Here is a 17,677-nt window from a genome sequence, read left to right as displayed (position 1 = left end):
CCACCTATATATCTCTTGTCTCCCGCTTATGGGGAAGTGGGGTTCGAGTCTAATTATTCGCGTTTTCTCTATAGAGGTGTTCAACAGATTCTTCCAGTCACTTCAAGGAACAAGGTAGTTCATTAATATAGAGAATCGGTGAAATTACTGAGAAATTGTTAGAAATCAGAGCGAATGTTAGCAAGTCTTGAATCAAGAAAACAGGGGTTAAGTTAAGATAGAGAGGTCAGATTAAATGTAACACCTAAGATAAGCTGACCTTCTCAAAAGTATAAAAAACCCGGATAAATCACCGAGAGAGGGTTTTAAAATTAGGCCAATAACTCAAGAGGAAAATGAGCAAAAGCAAACAGTTGAGAGCAACAATGACGGACAATCGCTTAGAGAAATTGGAGGAGATCGGAGCGATCGCCCGGATGATTGGTTGGGGGAGTGCGGATATTCTGACTTACTATCATAGCGATGCTGCTGGGAAACTGAAGGTGAGGGAAAAAAAAGAAGGTCCCGTCACCAATGCCGATGTAGCGGCGAACGAGTATATCTTGCAAAAATTACGGATTGCCTTTGGCAGTCTGGAGTTTGGCTATCTGAGTGAGGAAAGTTATCAATCCCATACCAATGGCGATCGCCGGGATCATCAGTGGGTTTGGATTATTGACCCGATCGATGGCACTCGCGCTTACATTCAGCAAAACCCTAACTATGCGGTACATATTGCCTTAGTCTATCAGGGGCAACCCGTAGTGGCAGTGGTGGCAGTCCCTTCCGCCCAGAAATTATATTATGCCCAACGTGGAGGGGGGGCCTTTGTGGAAACCCGTTCTGGCGATCGCACCCCAGTCCGAGTCTCCTCCCGCGATCGCCTCCAGGACTTATGCCTGCTGACCCGACGGACCCGCAAAGGGGAGAAATTGGACGAACTGTTGCAACGCTTACCCTGCCAAACCCAACAATATATGGGGAGTATCGGGTGCAAAATTGCCGCCATTGTGGAACAGCAGGTGGATGGGTTTATTTCCCTCTCCGGCAGAGGTGCGCCCAAAGATTGGGACTTTGCGGCCCCAGAGTTAATTTTGACGGAAGCCGGGGGCCAGTTAACCTTTGTCGATGGGACGCCGTTGCGCTACAACCAAAAAGATGTGAATCAGTGGGGGTGCGCGATCGCGAGCAATGCTCATTGTCACGAAGCATTATGTCATGAAGTCGAGAAGATTTTGGCCACCCTCTAAACTCCTGTGTGCCGAGGGTGAGCTCACCGACTGCTGCCGAAGTAGAATCCGGTGATTTGGCAAATCTAACCGATTGAGTTATTCAGGTAAACGATGGGCAATAATCGCATAAAAGGGGTCACCACCGCCCATCCCCATAAACTGCAAGATAGAAGGTAGATCGGACTTGCGGGCGATCGCTTCCGGATTAGAAAACCCTTCCACTGCCTGAAAGTAACTTTTCACCAGAGCAACGCGAGACCCTTCATTCCCCTCGCGCCATGCTTGAATCGCTTTCTGATAAAACATTCGATTGGAAAAACTAATAATCGCGATGCCACCAGGTTTCAGGATGCGGTGAATTTCGCTAAACACCACTTCGGGATGTTGGATATATTGGACCGAAACCGCATTCAGAACCGCATCAAAACTTTGGTCCTCTAGGGGGAGGTGGGGATTGTCATTGAGATCTTGGACAAAATAATGGTTAAGACGGCGATTTTTCCCCAGTTCCTCTTCATTGAGACCATGACCTTCCACATGAGCAAAGGTCATGTCTGGGGGGAGATGGGAGACCCAGGAACTCATCATATCGAAGATGCGGCTGTTGGGTTTGAGGCGATCGCGATAGAGATGGGTTAGTTGGTCAATGAATCCATCATCCACATGGGTGACGAATCGGGGGTAGGAATAGAACAGGCGATCGTCGGACTCATCGAGTTTCGTGCGTTGGGTCGGTTGTAACAACATAAAAACAGGGGACAGTTAACTTGACTTTATTCTTATTCTAAAAAAAAATTAAGAAATATGAAGCATCAGCGGGGCTCGCCCTGGCAGTTCTTTCCCGGCATTGGCCCAAACTATGGCCCTGGAGGTCTGCGCCCTCAAGGAGAATTTCTACCTGTAGCGGAAAGCCCCAGAGTCAATCTACCCAAACTGAGGGAACTCAATCCAGACAGCAGGTTTCTGGCGCAATATTTCGGACAGAAACAACCCACTTTTTTAGAAACTTAGAAACCTGGAAGCGCTTTAATTGTTGGGGAAAACTGGCAAAAATCTGTGGAAAACTGACATCAATCTGTGGAAAACGACCGATGTTTTAACCGAGATTTCCAAGGGAGGTTTTCCCGTTGATCGCCCAGTCTAGGCATTATTTTCGGGATTCAGGAGAGTCCGGCGCATAGCTAATCTCCGGGGATTGATAGCTAGGCGGTTCGATATGAATTAAAATCCGGGCTGGAGAGAATCTGGCCTGTAAACGCGCTTCCACTTCCTCGGTAATGGCATGAGCCGTTTCCACATCCTTGGCATCAACAATCAGATGCATTTCAATAAAAACCTGACGTCCGACCACACCGCGAGAGGCAATATCATGGCAGTTGAGTACCCCGGGAACTTGCAGGGTAATGGAGTGAATTGCTTCTGGGGCGATCGCCATTTGATCCACCAACCAGGGCAAATTATCCGCCAACACTTCCCACCCACTTCTAAACACCAACAAGGCCACGGGAAAGGCCAAAATCACATCCACCGATTGCAACCAAGGCCAGCGACTGGCAAAGGTAATTGCAATTAACCCCGCCATCACGACAATCGTCACCCAAACATCGCTCATGGTATGTTTGGCATCAGCAATTAGAATACTGCTCCCAATTCGCCGACCAACGGTCCGTTCATAAAAGGCGACAAAGATATTGATTCCCAATACCACCAGCAAAATCCATAGTTCTCTGGGGGAAACTTCCACTGGGGTTCCATCCCCGAAGAAAATCCGCGCGATCGCACTGCTGAGAATTTCAAAACAGGCTACCCCCAAAAAGGCCGCAATCCCCAAGGCCCCTACTGCATCAAACTTTTGATGGCCATAAGGATGTTCGCGATCGGGATGGGGAGAGGCGAAATGATTCGTCACCAATCCCAAAATATTATTGGCACTATCGGTCACACTATGCAACGCATCCGCCAACAAACTCAGGGAACCCGTCAAGGTCCCCACCACCGCTTTAATTCCCAACACGACCAAATTTAAGCCCAGGGTAATCAGGAGTACCCGGCGAACTTCAACCCGATTATCTGTAGCCACGGATCTTTCCTTCTACAACCTACAAAAATTGTAGGCCATTCGGTTTCTGTGGAAGTTCACAGATCCCAATGTCCCCCTTCACCCTTACCATAAAGAAACCGAATATTAAAAGTAGATCCCTCATGTCTGGTTCTCAACTCACCCTAAATTTAGTCGAGGGTTCCGTCTCGTTTCGATTCTCTCCCGAAGCAGCGCGGGACTTGCAGACGGCCATAAACGACCTCATGCAGCAGCTTAAAGCCGTGGCATCGAAAGCCACCCCCGGTGCCGGTGCAGGCAAACCCTCCCCCCAGAAACCGATGGAATATCGTTCTACTGGGGATGTGTTTTTAGAAATTTTCTGCAATCCCAATATTTACCCCACCCCCTTTGCCGCCAAGGTACTGATTACCCTGCGCGACGATCGCATTCGCCTAAGTACCGAAGCCGAACTCACCCGGTTAATCGAGGACCTCAATCTGTATTTAGAACAGGTGGGTTAAGGGCGATCCTAACGCTGAGTCACTTGTTTTGAGGATAGCCACAAGGGATTACACTCATAGACAGGGGACAGTAGGGGCAGTCAAGCAACTGCCCTTATATCTTGGGTTTAAATCCCCACATTGATCTCAGTCATTAGCGGTTGTTCAAACCCTTCAAGATTTTTTATCCACGAGTTTTATACTAACGGGTAACATGAAACGAATTGTCATTTTAGATACTTGGACTAACAATAGTAATTTAGGTACTAAAATTATTGTAGAAGCAGTCGAACAGCGCCTCCAAGAAATTTTTCCTCAAGATTTTTTTTATCGAGTTCCCGCCCTCGAATATCTTCAATCTGGACGTTCTAAAATTCATCAGGCAGATTATGTTTTTTTGGCTGGCACTAATCTCCTCAGTTCCAATATGGAAGCGACCAGTCAATGGTGCATCAAACCTCAAGAAAGATTTTGGCAAAATAAAGTTATTTTAATGGGACTGGGCTGGGGGCAATATCAAAGCCAGGAAATCAATGATTATACCCGTTCTCTGTTAAATTCCGTGCTGCATCAACAAGCGGCTCATTCAGTCCGGGATGATTACACCGCTCAAAAGTTGAGTTCTTTAGGATTTAATGTCATCAATACGGGCTGTCCCACCCTCTGGTGGTTAACCCCAGACCATTGCGCTGGTATTCCCACTCAAAAAGCAGATCAGGTACTTTTAACCTTTACAGAATATAACCAAAATCCTCATTTTGACCGAATTTTATTTGAAATTTTATCTGAAAACTATTCTAGGATTTATTTTTGGGCCCAAATGTATGGAGACTATGAGTATGCCCACAAAATTGGGGGCAGTCGCCTGGTTTTCATCGAACCTTCGTTAGAAGCTCTTGATGAACTGTTAAGCTCTAACCAAGCCTTGGATTATGTTGGAAATCGTCTCTCTGCTGGGATTCGCTCCTTACAACACCAGCGGCGATCAATTATTGTCGGCATTGATAACCGGGCAGTGGAAATGGGCCGGAATTTTAATTTACCGATTATAGAACGCCCGACTCTTCCAACTCATTTAAAAGCCTTAATTCATCAAAGCTGGGCAACAAAAATTCGCTTAGATTGGGAGGGGCTTAAAAACTGGAAACAGCAATTTGAAAAACCCGCTTCCAGGAAAGCTGGATTTATCTCTAGGAAACGACTAGAACGGACTGAGGAATCGAGTCATCCTCAACCTTCTGCTCAGGGTATGTTGAATCGAGATGTTTTAATCCAGAACGCCTTACGAGAGCTCAACGCTAACAACAATCAAGAGGCATTAAAACTATGGGAACAGGCGATCACCACTTCACCGGATCTCCCGGGGTTACATTATGGCAAAGCCGTTGCTTTAGCTAGACTGGACCGGCAGTCTGACGCGATCGCCAGCCTCAATCACTTGTTATCTGTCTTTCCTTCCCATCCCAAAGCGCGGCAATTAGTGACTGAACTTCAGCCCCCTCATTCGGCTTTAGATTTAATGAAAGCCGCCCAAATGAGTTTAGAAAGTAACCAAATTCATGCCGCTTTTCATGAATTAGCAAAAGCCAAATCATTCCGGCAACCGACTCCGGGATTAGATTATTTGCGAGCCATCTGCTTTATCAATCTGAATCAACTTGAGGGAGCCAAAGAAGCCTTAAACGAAGAATTGCGATATTTCCCCAACAATACTGAAGCCCGAACCCTGCGCCATCGCATTTTGTCGCAACTTTCTTCTCACAATTCCGCCCCAATTGATGACCCGGAATTTCAGGAACTGCTCCGGATCATTCGCCCTTACACCATGTTAAGCGAACTCCGCCTCTATTCCCTATTTTCCCTCACCAAAACCCTCTGTTTACAAAATATTCCCGGCAATATTGTCGAATGTGGCGTCGCCGGTGGCGGATCAACGGCATTAATGGCTGCTGTCATGAAACGCTACAGCAAACAACCCCGGTGGTTATATGCCTGTGATTCGTTTGAAGGAATGCCAACCCCCACAGCAGAGGACAAACATAACGGCATCCCCGCAGAAGCAACGGGGTGGGGAACAGGGACCTGTGCTGCGCCGGAAACCAGTGTTCGAGAAATTTGTACTCAACTGGGTGTAATCAACGGGGTCAAACTGATCAAAGGCTATTTCCAAGACACCTTACCGAAAATGCAAAATCCGATGGGGATGATTGCATTGCTGCATATTGATGGAGATTGGTACGAATCAACCCAAACGATTTTACAGAACTTATATGATCGAGTAGTCAATGAAGGGGTGATTCAAGTTGATGACTATGGGTACTGGGACGGATGTCGCCAAGCGGTTCATGAATTTGAAACCCAGCGTCAGATAAAATTGGAAATTAAACCCATTGACAACACCGGAGTTTGGTTTGTAAAACCTGATAAATTCCCAGTTAATCCGGAATTAGAAGCGCAGATAATTGCTGAATTTGCCCAGGATGATCCGGTCGCTTATGGGATTGAAAGTCAAATGTCAGCGAATGAAAGATTTCAACTTTACTACACCCTGCGTCACCTCGTCTCTAAAACATCCAACCCCCTGCGATTTATAGAAATTGGCTCTTATGCTGGGGCCTCGTTATTTTTAACCTGGAAAATCTTAAAACGGATGGATCGGGCGATGGCTGGATTTGCCGTAGAACCCGGGGGACAACCGCAATTTTATGAAGTGTTAAAACAGGTGCAACCGGAGGTCAGTCATTGGCGGTTATTTTCCCATCAAGCTGCGGGAAAATTTCCCCAAATCTGGGAAAAGGATGGAAATCAACCCGGGTTTATTTTTGTAGATGGAGATCATACTTATCCCGGAGTAAAGCAGGATATTCTCAATTATTTTCCCCTCTTAGCACCGGAGGGGATTATGATGTTCCATGATTATCTACCCGTCCTGAACGACCAGAATCGAGATGCGATTTTCTTCCATCATGGGAATCAGGAACCGGGGATTCGCCAAGCCTGTCAGGAGTTGATGGAAAATACTTATGGTTGTGAAATTCTGGATATTCCCTTACTCTATCCCACAGATCCGACGCAAACTCAAGCCCATTTACCGATTATTCCCGGGGTCTATTCAACGATTCGAGCCTATCGCAAACCTGCCCAGTAAAAAAAATCATGACTAAAATTATTCATATTATTCAACAACTGTCTTTAGGCGGCGCGGCGCGTGCTCTGATTGCGACGGCAAAATACTCTTCACAACAGAGTCAGGTTCAGCATCAGGTCATTTCGCTGCTGCCTCTGGATACTCGGGCATTAGAAATCGCTCAAGCGGCTGGAATTTCTGTGATTAATGCGCCCGATCGCGCCCGATTAACAGCGGAACTGCAAAGGGCTGATATTGTGCAGGTGCATTTTTGGAATGTTCCCGAACTGTATGAGTTTTTGCAGTCGAAACTACCGCCGATGCGATTGGTAATCTGGTTTCATATTGCTGGGGATAAACCTCCGCAAGTGGTGACGAAACCCTTAATTGATTATGCAGATTTTGCAATCGCTTGTAGTCCGTACACTTACGAAAATTCAGTCTTTCAGAGTTTGGCTCCTGAAGTGAAGTTGAAAAAAACCCGCATGGTTTATGACACAGCGGATTTCGCTCGCTTGTCAAACTTGCAACCGCAACCCCATAGCACGTTTAATGTTGGTTACATTGGGACTGTCCATTTTTGTAAAATGCATCGCAATTATGTCCCCATGAGCGCGGCGATCGCCATTCCCAATATCCGGTTTATTATTTGTGGTCCGGGGATGGGACAATACTTACAACAGCAAGCCCAACAACTCGGTGTAGGCGATCGCTTTGAAATTCGCGATTATGTGGAAGATATAAAATCCGTCATTGAAACCCTAGACGTTTATGGATATCCCCTTTGCGAAGATACTTATGCTGCTGCCGAATTAAACTTACAAGAAGTAATGTATGCCGGGGTGCCGCCGGTGGTTTTCCCTTATGGAGGAGTTAAACAGCTTGTGGTGGATAACTATACGGGATTAATCGTTCGCAGTGAATTAGAGTACAAACAGGCGATCGAATATCTCTATCACCATCCCGAAGAACGGTACCGATTAGGGCGAAATGCTAAAGAATATGCCTCCCAAATTTTTGATGTAGAAATTGCGGCAAAACAGCTTAATCAGATTTATGACACTCTGATGCAAGGTCCGAAACAAGACCGACAATGGGGCGTTGATAGAACTTCTAATCTGCTGCAACAAACCGTTTCTCTCCGAGATATCATCGGAGCCAGTCAACGCCTTTCCGGCGCGGATTTATTTATTGAATCCTTGGGGGATACCGCTCCACAATTTGCCCAAAGCATGATGGGACAAGAATTAGAGGAATTATGGGAAAGCGATCGCAAAATTGCTGACTCATCTATCTTACTCTATAGTTATGGTTCCGGAGGGATTTTACATTATAAAAATGCCTACCCCGATGATGGCTATTTGAGATTTTGGTCCGGATTGATTCTGCAACAACAGCAACAACACGCTGAAGCAATCGCCGAATTTCAAAAGGCGACAGCCCTCGGATGCAACCATTGGCGGATTTTTTGGTACATTGCACAATCGGCTGCTCAAGTCAATAATATTCCTTTAACGGAACAAGCCTTAACCACAGTTTTGCAGAACGCGCCCGATTTTTCTGAAGCCCAACAACTGTGCGATCGCCTCAGATCTACCCCCTCCCAAAAACCTGCGATTCCAGCCAGTTCCCACCCGCGCGATACCCTCCAGCAAACCCGCCAGCAACTGGCCCAGCAATGGTTAAATACCCCCGAAGAAGAATTACAATCCGCCTATTTAGGGGAACTGGGAACCGCCCATAAAGCCCTCCTAGAGACTGACATCAAACATCACCCGCTCACTCCCACTGAACAAGCATTCATCCGTCAACTTTCCACCCAAATTGCCCAGGGATTTGATGCCCCCAAGGCTTTGCAATCCTTCATTACCGCTACCCTCTATTGCTATCCCCATCAACTCCAGATTCCCTACACCAATGCACCGATTCCCAAATGGTTCGCCCAGGACTATCTCAAATTTATGTTTGCCAGTCCTACCCTGTTCCATGAACCTGGAGAAGTCGAACAATACTATCGCTATTTCCAAGGTTGGATAGAATATGTCCATGAGAAAATATTCACCAATCCCGACTCACCTCTCTGGCAAAGCGTCGCGGAGTTTTTCACCCAGGAAAATGCCAACTTTGCGCCGCTTTACTTTAGCCATGCTAACCTGAAATCTCTGTATATTCACAGAGCAGAGATTATTAAATTTGCCCTCAAGAATCGGGGATTTCAAGTGGATTACGTCTTTCCCCCCCGTTCGGAAAATCGCCCCAAAATTCGGCTGGGAATTTTGAGAGACCATTTCAATCCAGCAACGGAAACTTTGGCAACCTTGCCAGTTTTTGAACATTTGGCTCGCGATCGGTTTGAGATTGTTCTCTATGCGGCTTGGGTCAATGGCAGCCAACTAGAATCGTATTGTCAAAGTCGGGCCGATCGCCTCGTGAAACTACCAGAACCCCTCTTAGAACAAGTCCAAGCCCTCCGCAACGATGACCTAGATATCCTATTCATCGGCACCAATATTACCGAACTCAATAAACCCTTAACCGCCCTCGCCCAACACCGACTCGCCCGAGTCCAAGTCACCTCCATTGCCTCTCCGGTTACCACGGGCATCCGCAATATCGACTACTATATTGCCGGGAATTTAACCGCACCTACTAACACCAGCAGTGAACAGTACCGCGAGAAACTGGTCAATATAGAAGGGTCTGGATTATGTTTCCGGTTCCCTTTACCTGAACCCGCCTCCACCGTCAATCCGACTCGGGCAAGCTGGGGTGCAACGGAGCAAACCGTGGTGTTTATGTCCGGTGCCAACTTCTACAAAATTATTCCCGAACTCACCGAAACTTGGGCCAAAATTCTCGCCGCCGTTCCCCATTCTATTTTGGTGTTATATCCCTTTGGTCCGGCCTGGAATTCCGCTTATCCGGCGATGCCGTTTTTGGAACGACTCCACCGAATTTTTGCCCAACATGGCATTGATAAACGGCGGTTAGTTCTGATTAATACTTTACCGAGTCCAGCGGATATTAAAGAATGCGTCAAACTCGCCGATGTTTATTTAGACTCCTATCCCTATAGTGGGGCAACTTCTTTGCTGGATCCGTTACAACTGGGAATTCCGGCGATCGCCTGGGAAGACAGTACCTTAAGGTCCCGCCAAGCTTCTGCACTCCTGCGGGAAATCTCCCTGGGTGATTTAATTGCCCAGGACGAACGGGGTTATATCCAATTAGCGATTAATCTGGCAACCAATCCTCAACTGCGCCAATATTATTGCCAGCAAATCCAGGGACAAATGCAGCAGAATCCTCCCTTTTTAGATAGTGCTGCTTACGGCCAAAAAATGGCGAATTTGTTTGAGCAATTGTTTCAAGGGAGAGAGAATTCGGGGACAATGGCGAGTGCTACCTCCACTCCCACTCCCGCTACACGGGTCTCTGTTTCTCAGGAATTTCTCAATCGCCTGGTTGGTTGTGCCAATCTGTATTATATTGATCCGTCTGATGAATCCATTCAACGTGAATTGCTCCAACTGCGGCGAGAATTTGCTGAGTTGTGGTTGCAGATACCTAGCGATCGCCTGCGCGAATGCTATAGCAGTGACTTGGGTAAAGCTCATCAAAGTGTCCTCAACAGTGGCATTCAAAATCATCCCTTACTAGAGACAGAACAGCCCTTTGTGCAAGAGTTAATGGCTAAATTGACCCGGGGACTAGATGCGCCATTAGGAATGAATGCACTCCTCGCGGTTCTGTTATATCAACATCGCGATCGCCTCCCTCTCTCCAACCAACCTTTACCGGATTGGGTGAATGGTTAATCGGAATTAATCGTCCCCCACTATAGAACCCGGGTTTCTTGACAAAAACTCTGCTCATTAGCAACAAATTCCGCTAGAAACTCGGGTTCTTGTCCCCGATGATTGACCTCATTGAATACTCTACCGATGTCCTCAGATTACATCCAATCTTCGCTATCACTATCTTGCGCTCGATAGACTCGCCCTTTCCGGTGAATCTCGCGGGTTTTTTCAAACAAATCCTCTTCAGTCATATTCCAACGGAATAACACTTTGTCAATGTCACTCCAGACATCCCGCGACCCTGGAAATCCTCGATAGCGAATTCGCAATCGAGCTAATTCTGCCAGATTATATTCCGTCATATCTCCGGCTAAAATTTTGTCCAGAGTCTCGCGATCCTTACGAGCTTGAGGATGTTGTTGTTCCTGTTTGATTTCAGACATAATTCTGGAGATCCTCCTTTATTAATTTAATGGATACGAACTTGCTGTTTTTTTAGGGCTTCAAAAATTTCATACATATCTTGAGCAAATTTAGCGGGATTCCACAAGGGAGATAGGTGTTTGGGTTGCTTAGACCGGATTAATTGATGGCGAATGTCTTGGCGAACTTTCAACTCCTGACCCAAGCGAACTCCCCACTGGATATACTCGTCCCAACTCCAGGCAATTCCACTCTCAATGCCTAGGGTGTTAAGAAAAGAATATCCCATCCGAGCCAAACAGAGTTCTCCCACTCGGGTGACAAGGGGCAGGTTAAACCACAAGGCTTCTAGGGTATGGGTGCCGCCATTGTAAGGATAGGAATCTAATAAAATATCCGCACATTCGTAGATAGTCCGGTGCTGTTCCTCGGTTTTACTTCGGGATATTAGGATAACCCGACTGCTGGGTACTCCCAACTGAGTACAGGCTTGTTGATAGAGCTCCAAAATCGCCGATCGCTCTCCTTCGCCTTTATGGATTAACACACTATTGGGGACCTGTTTAAGGATTGTAATTTGGGCTAAAACCAACTCCCAATTCAGTTTTTTACCCGGGGCGACACAGAGGTAAGCAATCTGTTTCCAACTGATTCCTAGGCTCAAGCGCACCACTTCTCGCTCGACGGATTGACGCTTAAATCCAGAAACCGCCACAAAGGAATCGGGCATTCGGAGTAACTGCTCGATGTACTCGGCTTCAATGCCTGGGGGATGGGTGTGCCGATCGCCTAAAAAGTAATGGGCTGAAGATAAAAAAGGCGCGTCAAATCCCAGCCAAGAGAGGCAAATCGGGGCAGGTTGACGGTACAAAATTTCTAACTGCTCATAACAGGTGACTGAATCTAAGTCTATTAAAATATCAATTTTGTCCTGGCGAATTTGCTCAAAAATCTCTAATTTGGCAGATTCAAAATTAGCACTTTGCGGTTGATAAAATTGGGTGGCTAGGTTTTTAAACTCTTGAGTTTTATCATCCGTCCCTTGATATTGAGTCACATACAGATAGAGTTCAGCCGATAGGGCCGCTAACTCGCGCAGAATATCTGCACTACACCATCCGATAGAATGGCGGCGGAAATGAGGAGAGAGGAAGCCGATTTTTAGATGGGGGAGAGTGGGGGGATGGGGGGGATGCGGGGAGGAGATTGGTTGTTGGTTGAGGCGGGCTTGATTTTTAGATGCGAGGCGTTTCGCCAAGGTTAGATTAGCCCTAGCATCATCGCGTAGATGGGGTTGAGAAAACATCAGGCGAGAATAAAGCAAGGCGATCGAGTCGAGGTCTAGGCGATCCAGGTCAGACTGAATCTGTGTTTCTAGGGTAAGAAAGGTTTCCAGGGCTAAATTGCTGTATCCCCCATGTAAACATAAGGAGAGATAGGGGAGGGCCGCTAACAGTCTGGTGGGGCCTTGGGCCCGGCTTAAATAGTCTTCAGCCGCTTGTCGCAGGGAGTCAAAATCGATGCCGAAGGGGTCTCGGGAGCGAATCAGATAGAACAAGGCATGGTGTGCTGAGATTAAGTTGGCATCGAGGCCGATCGCCTGAAGAAAGCAGTCCACGACCTCTTGCCATGCTGATCCACTGAGATTTTTATGCTGATGCCCTTGTTGTAGAAGGGCTTGACCTAAATTGTAATGAATCCCTGCTAACTGGGGGCTGAGGGATTGGGCAGTTTTCAGGGCCGCAATCCCACCCTCTAAGGCTCCCTGTTGGATTAGGGCGTTGCCGAGATTAGAATGCGCTTGGGAGAAATTGGGTTCGAGGGCGATCGCCTGTTGGTAGTGGTGAATCGCCTCCTCAACTCGGGCCTGGGTTAAGAGAGTATTTCCGATGGTTAAATGCCGTTCTGCGGTTCCCATAGACGGTTCCAGGCGTAAGGCATCTTGCCAGGACTCTAGGGCCTCCCCGAACCGGCCTAGATCCTGATAGAGCCTCCCCAGGTTCCAGTGAATACCCGCTTGGGAGGGTTCCAGGGAGAGGGCTTTTTGATAGCAGGCGATCGCTCGTTCCGACTCCCCCCGGTGATAGTAGAGGCTGCCCAGATTAGCATGAGCTGCAACAAACTCGGGCAGAATCAGCACCGCCTGTTGATAAGCGCGTTCCGCCGCTGCCCATTTTTGTTGGGATTGGAGGATATTACCCAGGGTCTTGTAAGCCTCGGCGGATTGAGGGGCCAGTTTGAGCGCCCCTTGACAGTGGGCGATCGCCTCAGTTAGTTGGCCCTGCCGCCAATAGATGTCTCCCAGTTGACAATAAGCCTCCACCGCATCCGGGTTAAAGTTTAGGGCTTCTTGATAAAGGGCGATCGCTTCGGACCACTGCCCCTTTGCTCTCAACTGATGGCCCCGCTGGATCCAAACCCCCGATTTTTCCAGATCACTCACTGACATCTCCTTGATCCCCACCGATTTTCGGTCTTGACTCCCATAGCAATCCTAAATCAAAACTGCTCCCTACCTCTACTTTGCCTTATGCAATGCAAGGGATAGCATCGTCTGGGTCTAAAGCAACAATTACAACTTCGTAATAATTAGCCGAAATTTATCCTATTGATAGCAATTCCCTATAGAACCCCTTCGGGGATCGTATAGAAGATTACAATAAAATCCCCTTCCGTAGGCTTTGCGCTCTTTTAGAATCGGAGTAGAGATCACAAAGGGTGGAGCGGTTAAACCGCTCCAGTTGAAACAATTAATAGAGAGAAAACAGATTTCGGGTCTGTTTAATCAATAATGTAGAGACGAGAGATTTGGGTTTTCTAAATCAAGCGCAGGGAATGGCCCCTAGGAGCCGAGCTGTCCAGCTTTGATGGTGTTGGGAGAAAAGAGGCGATCGCTTCTGGGACCCCGGGTTCCCTCACCCACCCGTCCCTGAATCCTTCCTACCTCCGTTAACCGGAGGATTGCAGGTCACAGCGATGATTTTCACTGGGTTCCCCCCATCTAGGCTTGGCCGACTGGCCCCCTATTTGATAAACTTTCCTCGGATCTGCCGGGTCCGAAAAAGAAAACGCAGAATAGAGGAATAAGAGCTGCCTGGGTAAGCATTTTGAGCCATTTTAAGGAAAGGGAACTCTCGGATTGGTATCATAGTCGTGCACCCCAGCATTGTCAAGCTAAAATCAATGAGCCATGCTAATCGGTCACAGTTGGAACAGCTAAAATTTTGCCATCTTGCCAGACTAGACATTAGCACCCAATTGGGCTAGACTTGCTGCTGACAGAAAGTCCAGACGACTCAACCAAAGTCAAGGGTTTCCTAGGTTAGCTGCCTGAGCAGACTTGACAAGGACGACACGAAACAGATGAGGAGTGAGAAACTGAATGGTTAGAATACTCGATACAAACCCGATAAACCCGAACGATACCCTAGATCTACTTTCGTTTGCCCTAGGCGCAGATACGGTTCTGGGCAGAACGGGAACCGATTTTATTACCACCGATACCCTCGGTGGGAGTTTAATTTTTGGGAATACCGAAAATGATTCCCTGACCTCTAGCGGCCCGGGAGATACCCTTTATGGGGGTAAAGACGATGACTTTTTGGTGAGCAAAGCCGGAGGAAGCGTCTTCTTTGGCGACTTAGGCCAAGACCGGTTTGAATCTCGCGGAAATACTCACAGAGGGGCCGACACAGTTTACGGTGGCACCGACAGCCAATCCGAGAACCGAGAACAAGATGGCGACGATATTTTCAACTTTGGTAACGGTCGGGGGGGCAACTTCGCCTTTGGAAATGGCGGCGATGACTTCATCAGTGGCTCCGGCTTCGGTGGAGATACCCTCTACGGTGGTATAGGCGACGATACCATCCAGGTGATTGAAATCGCTGGAGAGGGCGCGGGTGCCTCAGGTGGTGGCGCGGCCTTCGTCCCCGATACCGTTGCGGGCATTGGCTTCATTCCTCCGTCCACATCTGGCGGTGGATCGGGTGCAGGAGTGGGCGTCGTTCTCGAAGCAGGCGTACCTGTTCCCAGAAACCCCGGACGCAACTATCTCAGCGGTGACAAAGGCAACGACGTCATCTTTGGGATTGGCGATCGCGATAGCCTGATTGGGGGTGAAGGAAACGACTCCCTGTTCATGCTCAGTGCCAAAGCTACTACAGAACTCGGGTTATCTACCGAGGGGCAGAACACCGTAGTCGGTGCGCGAAGCGCACTCGCAGGCTTCCCTCGCAACAACTTGTTAGATGGCGGGACCGGGAACGATTACATCTACTCCTACGGCGGCGATCGCGGACGCCAGACCATGATGGGGGCGGAGGGAGATGATTCCCTGTTCAACCGAGGCAGTCAGGTCCTGGTATTCGGTAATACAGGCGTAGACTACTTAGAAACCCAGGGGTTCAGTCGGAGTACCTTATATGGTGGACAAGATAATGACACCGTGGTTTCCGGTCTCTCCCTGGTCACGGGTATCACAACCCTGGGTGGCGGCACCAACCTCCTGTATGGAGATAAAGGCAACGATACGATGCTCAGTACAGGTGTCCGCGATACCTTATATGGTGGCAACATCGAAGACAACGACACGATCGCCGGAAACAATCTGGACCGCATATCCCTAGGTGGAGCTTCCAGCATTGGCTTTGGTAACCAAGGTAACGACACCCTGATTGGTGCAGCAGGCTTCGTGTCTCTGTACGGTGGTCAAGATAACGATTTCATCACCGCATCGGGAGCCAATTCCTATCTGTCCGGGGACAAAGGGCTTGATACCCTGGTCCTGGGATTGACTGGCACAAACAGCACCTTAATCGGTGGCGAAGGCAATGACTCCCTCTATGCCCGGAACGGTGGCGGTAAAAATCTGCTCATGGCCGTCTCCGGCGATAACGTGCTGGTTGCTGGTAAGGCTGATGACACCCTGATGGGCGGTAGCGGGAATGACTTCCTCGTGGGGAGTGCAGATGTAATTGGAGATACCCTCCGGGGAGATAGTCCCGGGATTGATACCCTGGAAGGGTTCAAAGGGGCTGACAGCCTGATTGGAACTGTAGGAGCAACCGATGGCTTCCTCTATGCCAGCTTTGAAGATGGTGGTGGTATTGGTGCTACCGGAGACACGATTACTACCTTCGAGAAAGGTACCGATAAGCTGTACCTGAGTCGTTCCGGCTTCGCGTTTGTCCCGGAAGCTGCTTCCGGACTGCGGACGGGTATTGACTTCTTCTCCGTCGGAACCGATGCGGCTTACGGTGGTACATTCACGACCATTGCCAGCGGTCAGCAGACTCCTGCGATCATCTTTGATGCTCAGAATCAAGGTGGCTTCTTGCTCTGGGATTTGTCTGGCGCTGCACCTGCGCCCGCTGGTGCCACCCTTGATATTGTTACCCTTGCCGTTGTGGCAACCGGAACAATCACCCGTGACGATATCGTGATTTTCTAAATTTCAGTTAACTGAATCCAATAAAAAGAGCTAGAGATTTTGATCTCTAGCTCTTTTTGTTAGGGGATAGACTTTGCTCGGGGATAAATTGATACTAAATCCGGATTCCGTAGGAACTGTTCATTCTATCCGGGAGAGATATTAATGCCTCGACCGATTAGGTTGAGAAATGCGGTGCCAAAATGCTGAATCTCCAGGAAACTGGCATAAGCGGGACCGGGTTTATAGATTCTAAAAGTTCGCATGATGCCGAGAGTGGCTACGCTTTCCAAGGGGCCGATAAAACTGGTATCGCGGTCTAAAAAATAAGGCTGAGACGCCCAATAGGCCATCTGTTTGGCATTCAGAAAAAAGCATCCCGAATGAGGATTGAGCGCTCGTTGGAAGACTACAGGTTGCTCCATGATATTGCCCTTCAACTCTGGGCGGTCCTCCACCTTCTGAAACTGGGCCGTTGCCCTAGGTAATAAATCCCCATCAATATAGACCTTACCTACCCGACCGGGAGGCGAAATTTCATAGCGATTGGGTTGCAACAGATTCAAATCTCCCGCTTGGGAGGAAAACCAGTTTAATTTAATAAAAAACCAGGGGTCATGGAGGATGAGGTCATCTTCCAAATAGCAATAATAATCATAGCGACCCAAACTATCCCGCAACAGGGCGTGACATTCAAACCCCAGCATCAAGGGTTCTGCTTGGGTGGCGTGATGGTGGTAAATCTGATGGGGAACGGGCAACTTGTCTAAAACATGGCGGTTTTGAGTGGTACAAATCACGATGTCAATATCTAAGCCTTGACCCTGATTCGCGGGGATTGCTACAGATTTAGCGATATCCAGCAGACCTTGATATTTCCCTAAAATTGCGCCCAAGTGGGTTAAAGACTGACTCAATGCCACAATCCGCGATCGCGGGTCTTTGCTCAGAGATCCATGTTTCCCTCCGCCATCGGGATTGAAATAATGCGCGATCGTGACCAGTATTTTCATAGATATCAGTTGAGATGGGGGTGATGGGGAGATGGGGGAGATGGGGGAGCAAGTGGCAACACCCGCTGGGGGATTTATCCCCCACCCGCTGGGGGTTTTAACCCCCAGCTAATAGCTAAAGTCGGTTAAAA

At 48.2% G+C, this 17,677-nt stretch carries 10 protein-coding genes; 5 read left to right on the top strand and 5 right to left on the bottom strand.

Going from position 1 to position 17,677, the window contains the following annotated elements; genetic code table 11:
* Window positions 1-365: 365 nt before the first annotated feature.
* Entirely contained in the window at window positions 366-1,229 is an 864-nt protein-coding gene (locus NG795_RS10585) for a 3'(2'),5'-bisphosphate nucleotidase CysQ family protein (RefSeq protein ID WP_367288633.1), read from the top strand.
* 78 nt (window positions 1,230-1,307) lie between these two features.
* Here the strand turns inward: NG795_RS10585 and NG795_RS10580 are convergent, their stop codons facing one another.
* Entirely contained in the window at window positions 1,308-1,958 is a 651-nt protein-coding gene (locus tag NG795_RS10580) for a class I SAM-dependent methyltransferase (RefSeq protein ID WP_367288632.1), read from the bottom strand.
* A 400-nt stretch (window positions 1,959-2,358) separates the two neighbouring features.
* The gene (gene cdf31 / locus NG795_RS10575) at window positions 2,359-3,291 is read right to left on the bottom strand and encodes a CDF family zinc efflux transporter Cdf31 (protein ID WP_367288631.1); all 933 of its coding nucleotides are present in this window, start codon (window positions 3,289-3,291) and stop codon (window positions 2,359-2,361) included.
* A 122-nt stretch (window positions 3,292-3,413) separates the two neighbouring features.
* Here cdf31 and NG795_RS10570 point away from each other — a divergent pair, with 122 nt between their 5' ends.
* The 3 genes from NG795_RS10570 to NG795_RS10560 all read left to right on the top strand — a co-directional run bounded on the left by NG795_RS10570 (window position 3,414) and on the right by NG795_RS10560 (window position 10,697).
* Window positions 3,414-3,773, top strand: a complete 360-nt coding sequence (locus NG795_RS10570; RefSeq protein WP_367288630.1) for a hypothetical protein — start codon at window positions 3,414-3,416, stop codon at window positions 3,771-3,773.
* Window positions 3,774-3,966: 193 nt separating this feature from the next.
* Window positions 3,967-6,900: a TylF/MycF/NovP-related O-methyltransferase gene (locus NG795_RS10565; protein WP_367288629.1), complete on the top strand. Its 2,934-nt coding sequence runs from the start codon at window positions 3,967-3,969 to the stop codon at window positions 6,898-6,900.
* Between the two features lie 8 nt (window positions 6,901-6,908).
* Window positions 6,909-10,697, top strand: coding sequence for an O-linked N-acetylglucosamine transferase family protein (locus NG795_RS10560; protein WP_367288628.1), 3,789 nt, complete (start codon window positions 6,909-6,911; stop codon window positions 10,695-10,697).
* Between the two features lie 137 nt (window positions 10,698-10,834).
* Here the strand turns inward: NG795_RS10560 and NG795_RS10555 are convergent, their stop codons facing one another.
* Both NG795_RS10555 and NG795_RS10550 read right to left on the bottom strand, forming a co-directional pair.
* Entirely contained in the window at window positions 10,835-11,122 is a 288-nt protein-coding gene (locus NG795_RS10555; RefSeq protein ID WP_367288627.1) for a DUF3288 family protein, read from the bottom strand.
* A gap of 26 nt (window positions 11,123-11,148) precedes the next feature.
* The gene (locus NG795_RS10550; RefSeq protein ID WP_367288626.1) at window positions 11,149-13,551 is read right to left on the bottom strand and encodes an O-linked N-acetylglucosamine transferase, SPINDLY family protein; all 2,403 of its coding nucleotides are present in this window, start codon (window positions 13,549-13,551) and stop codon (window positions 11,149-11,151) included.
* A 933-nt stretch (window positions 13,552-14,484) separates the two neighbouring features.
* Between NG795_RS10550 and NG795_RS10545 the strand changes: the two genes are divergently transcribed.
* Window positions 14,485-16,554: a calcium-binding protein gene (locus NG795_RS10545; RefSeq protein ID WP_367288625.1), complete on the top strand. Its 2,070-nt coding sequence runs from the start codon at window positions 14,485-14,487 to the stop codon at window positions 16,552-16,554.
* A 125-nt stretch (window positions 16,555-16,679) separates the two neighbouring features.
* On the opposite strand, the gene NG795_RS10540 is transcribed toward NG795_RS10545, so the two are convergent.
* Window positions 16,680-17,546 (bottom strand): calcium-binding protein, encoded by an 867-nt coding sequence (locus NG795_RS10540; protein WP_367288624.1) that lies wholly within the window; start codon window positions 17,544-17,546, stop codon window positions 16,680-16,682.
* Window positions 17,547-17,677 lie beyond the last annotated feature (131 nt).

Origin of the sequence: Laspinema palackyanum D2c, assembly GCF_025370875.1 — a bacterium.
Taxonomy (GTDB): domain Bacteria; phylum Cyanobacteriota; class Cyanobacteriia; order Cyanobacteriales; family Laspinemataceae; genus Laspinema; species Laspinema palackyanum.
Note: the sequence above shows the minus strand (reverse complement) of the source record. Positions and strands in the feature narration are given on the sequence as shown.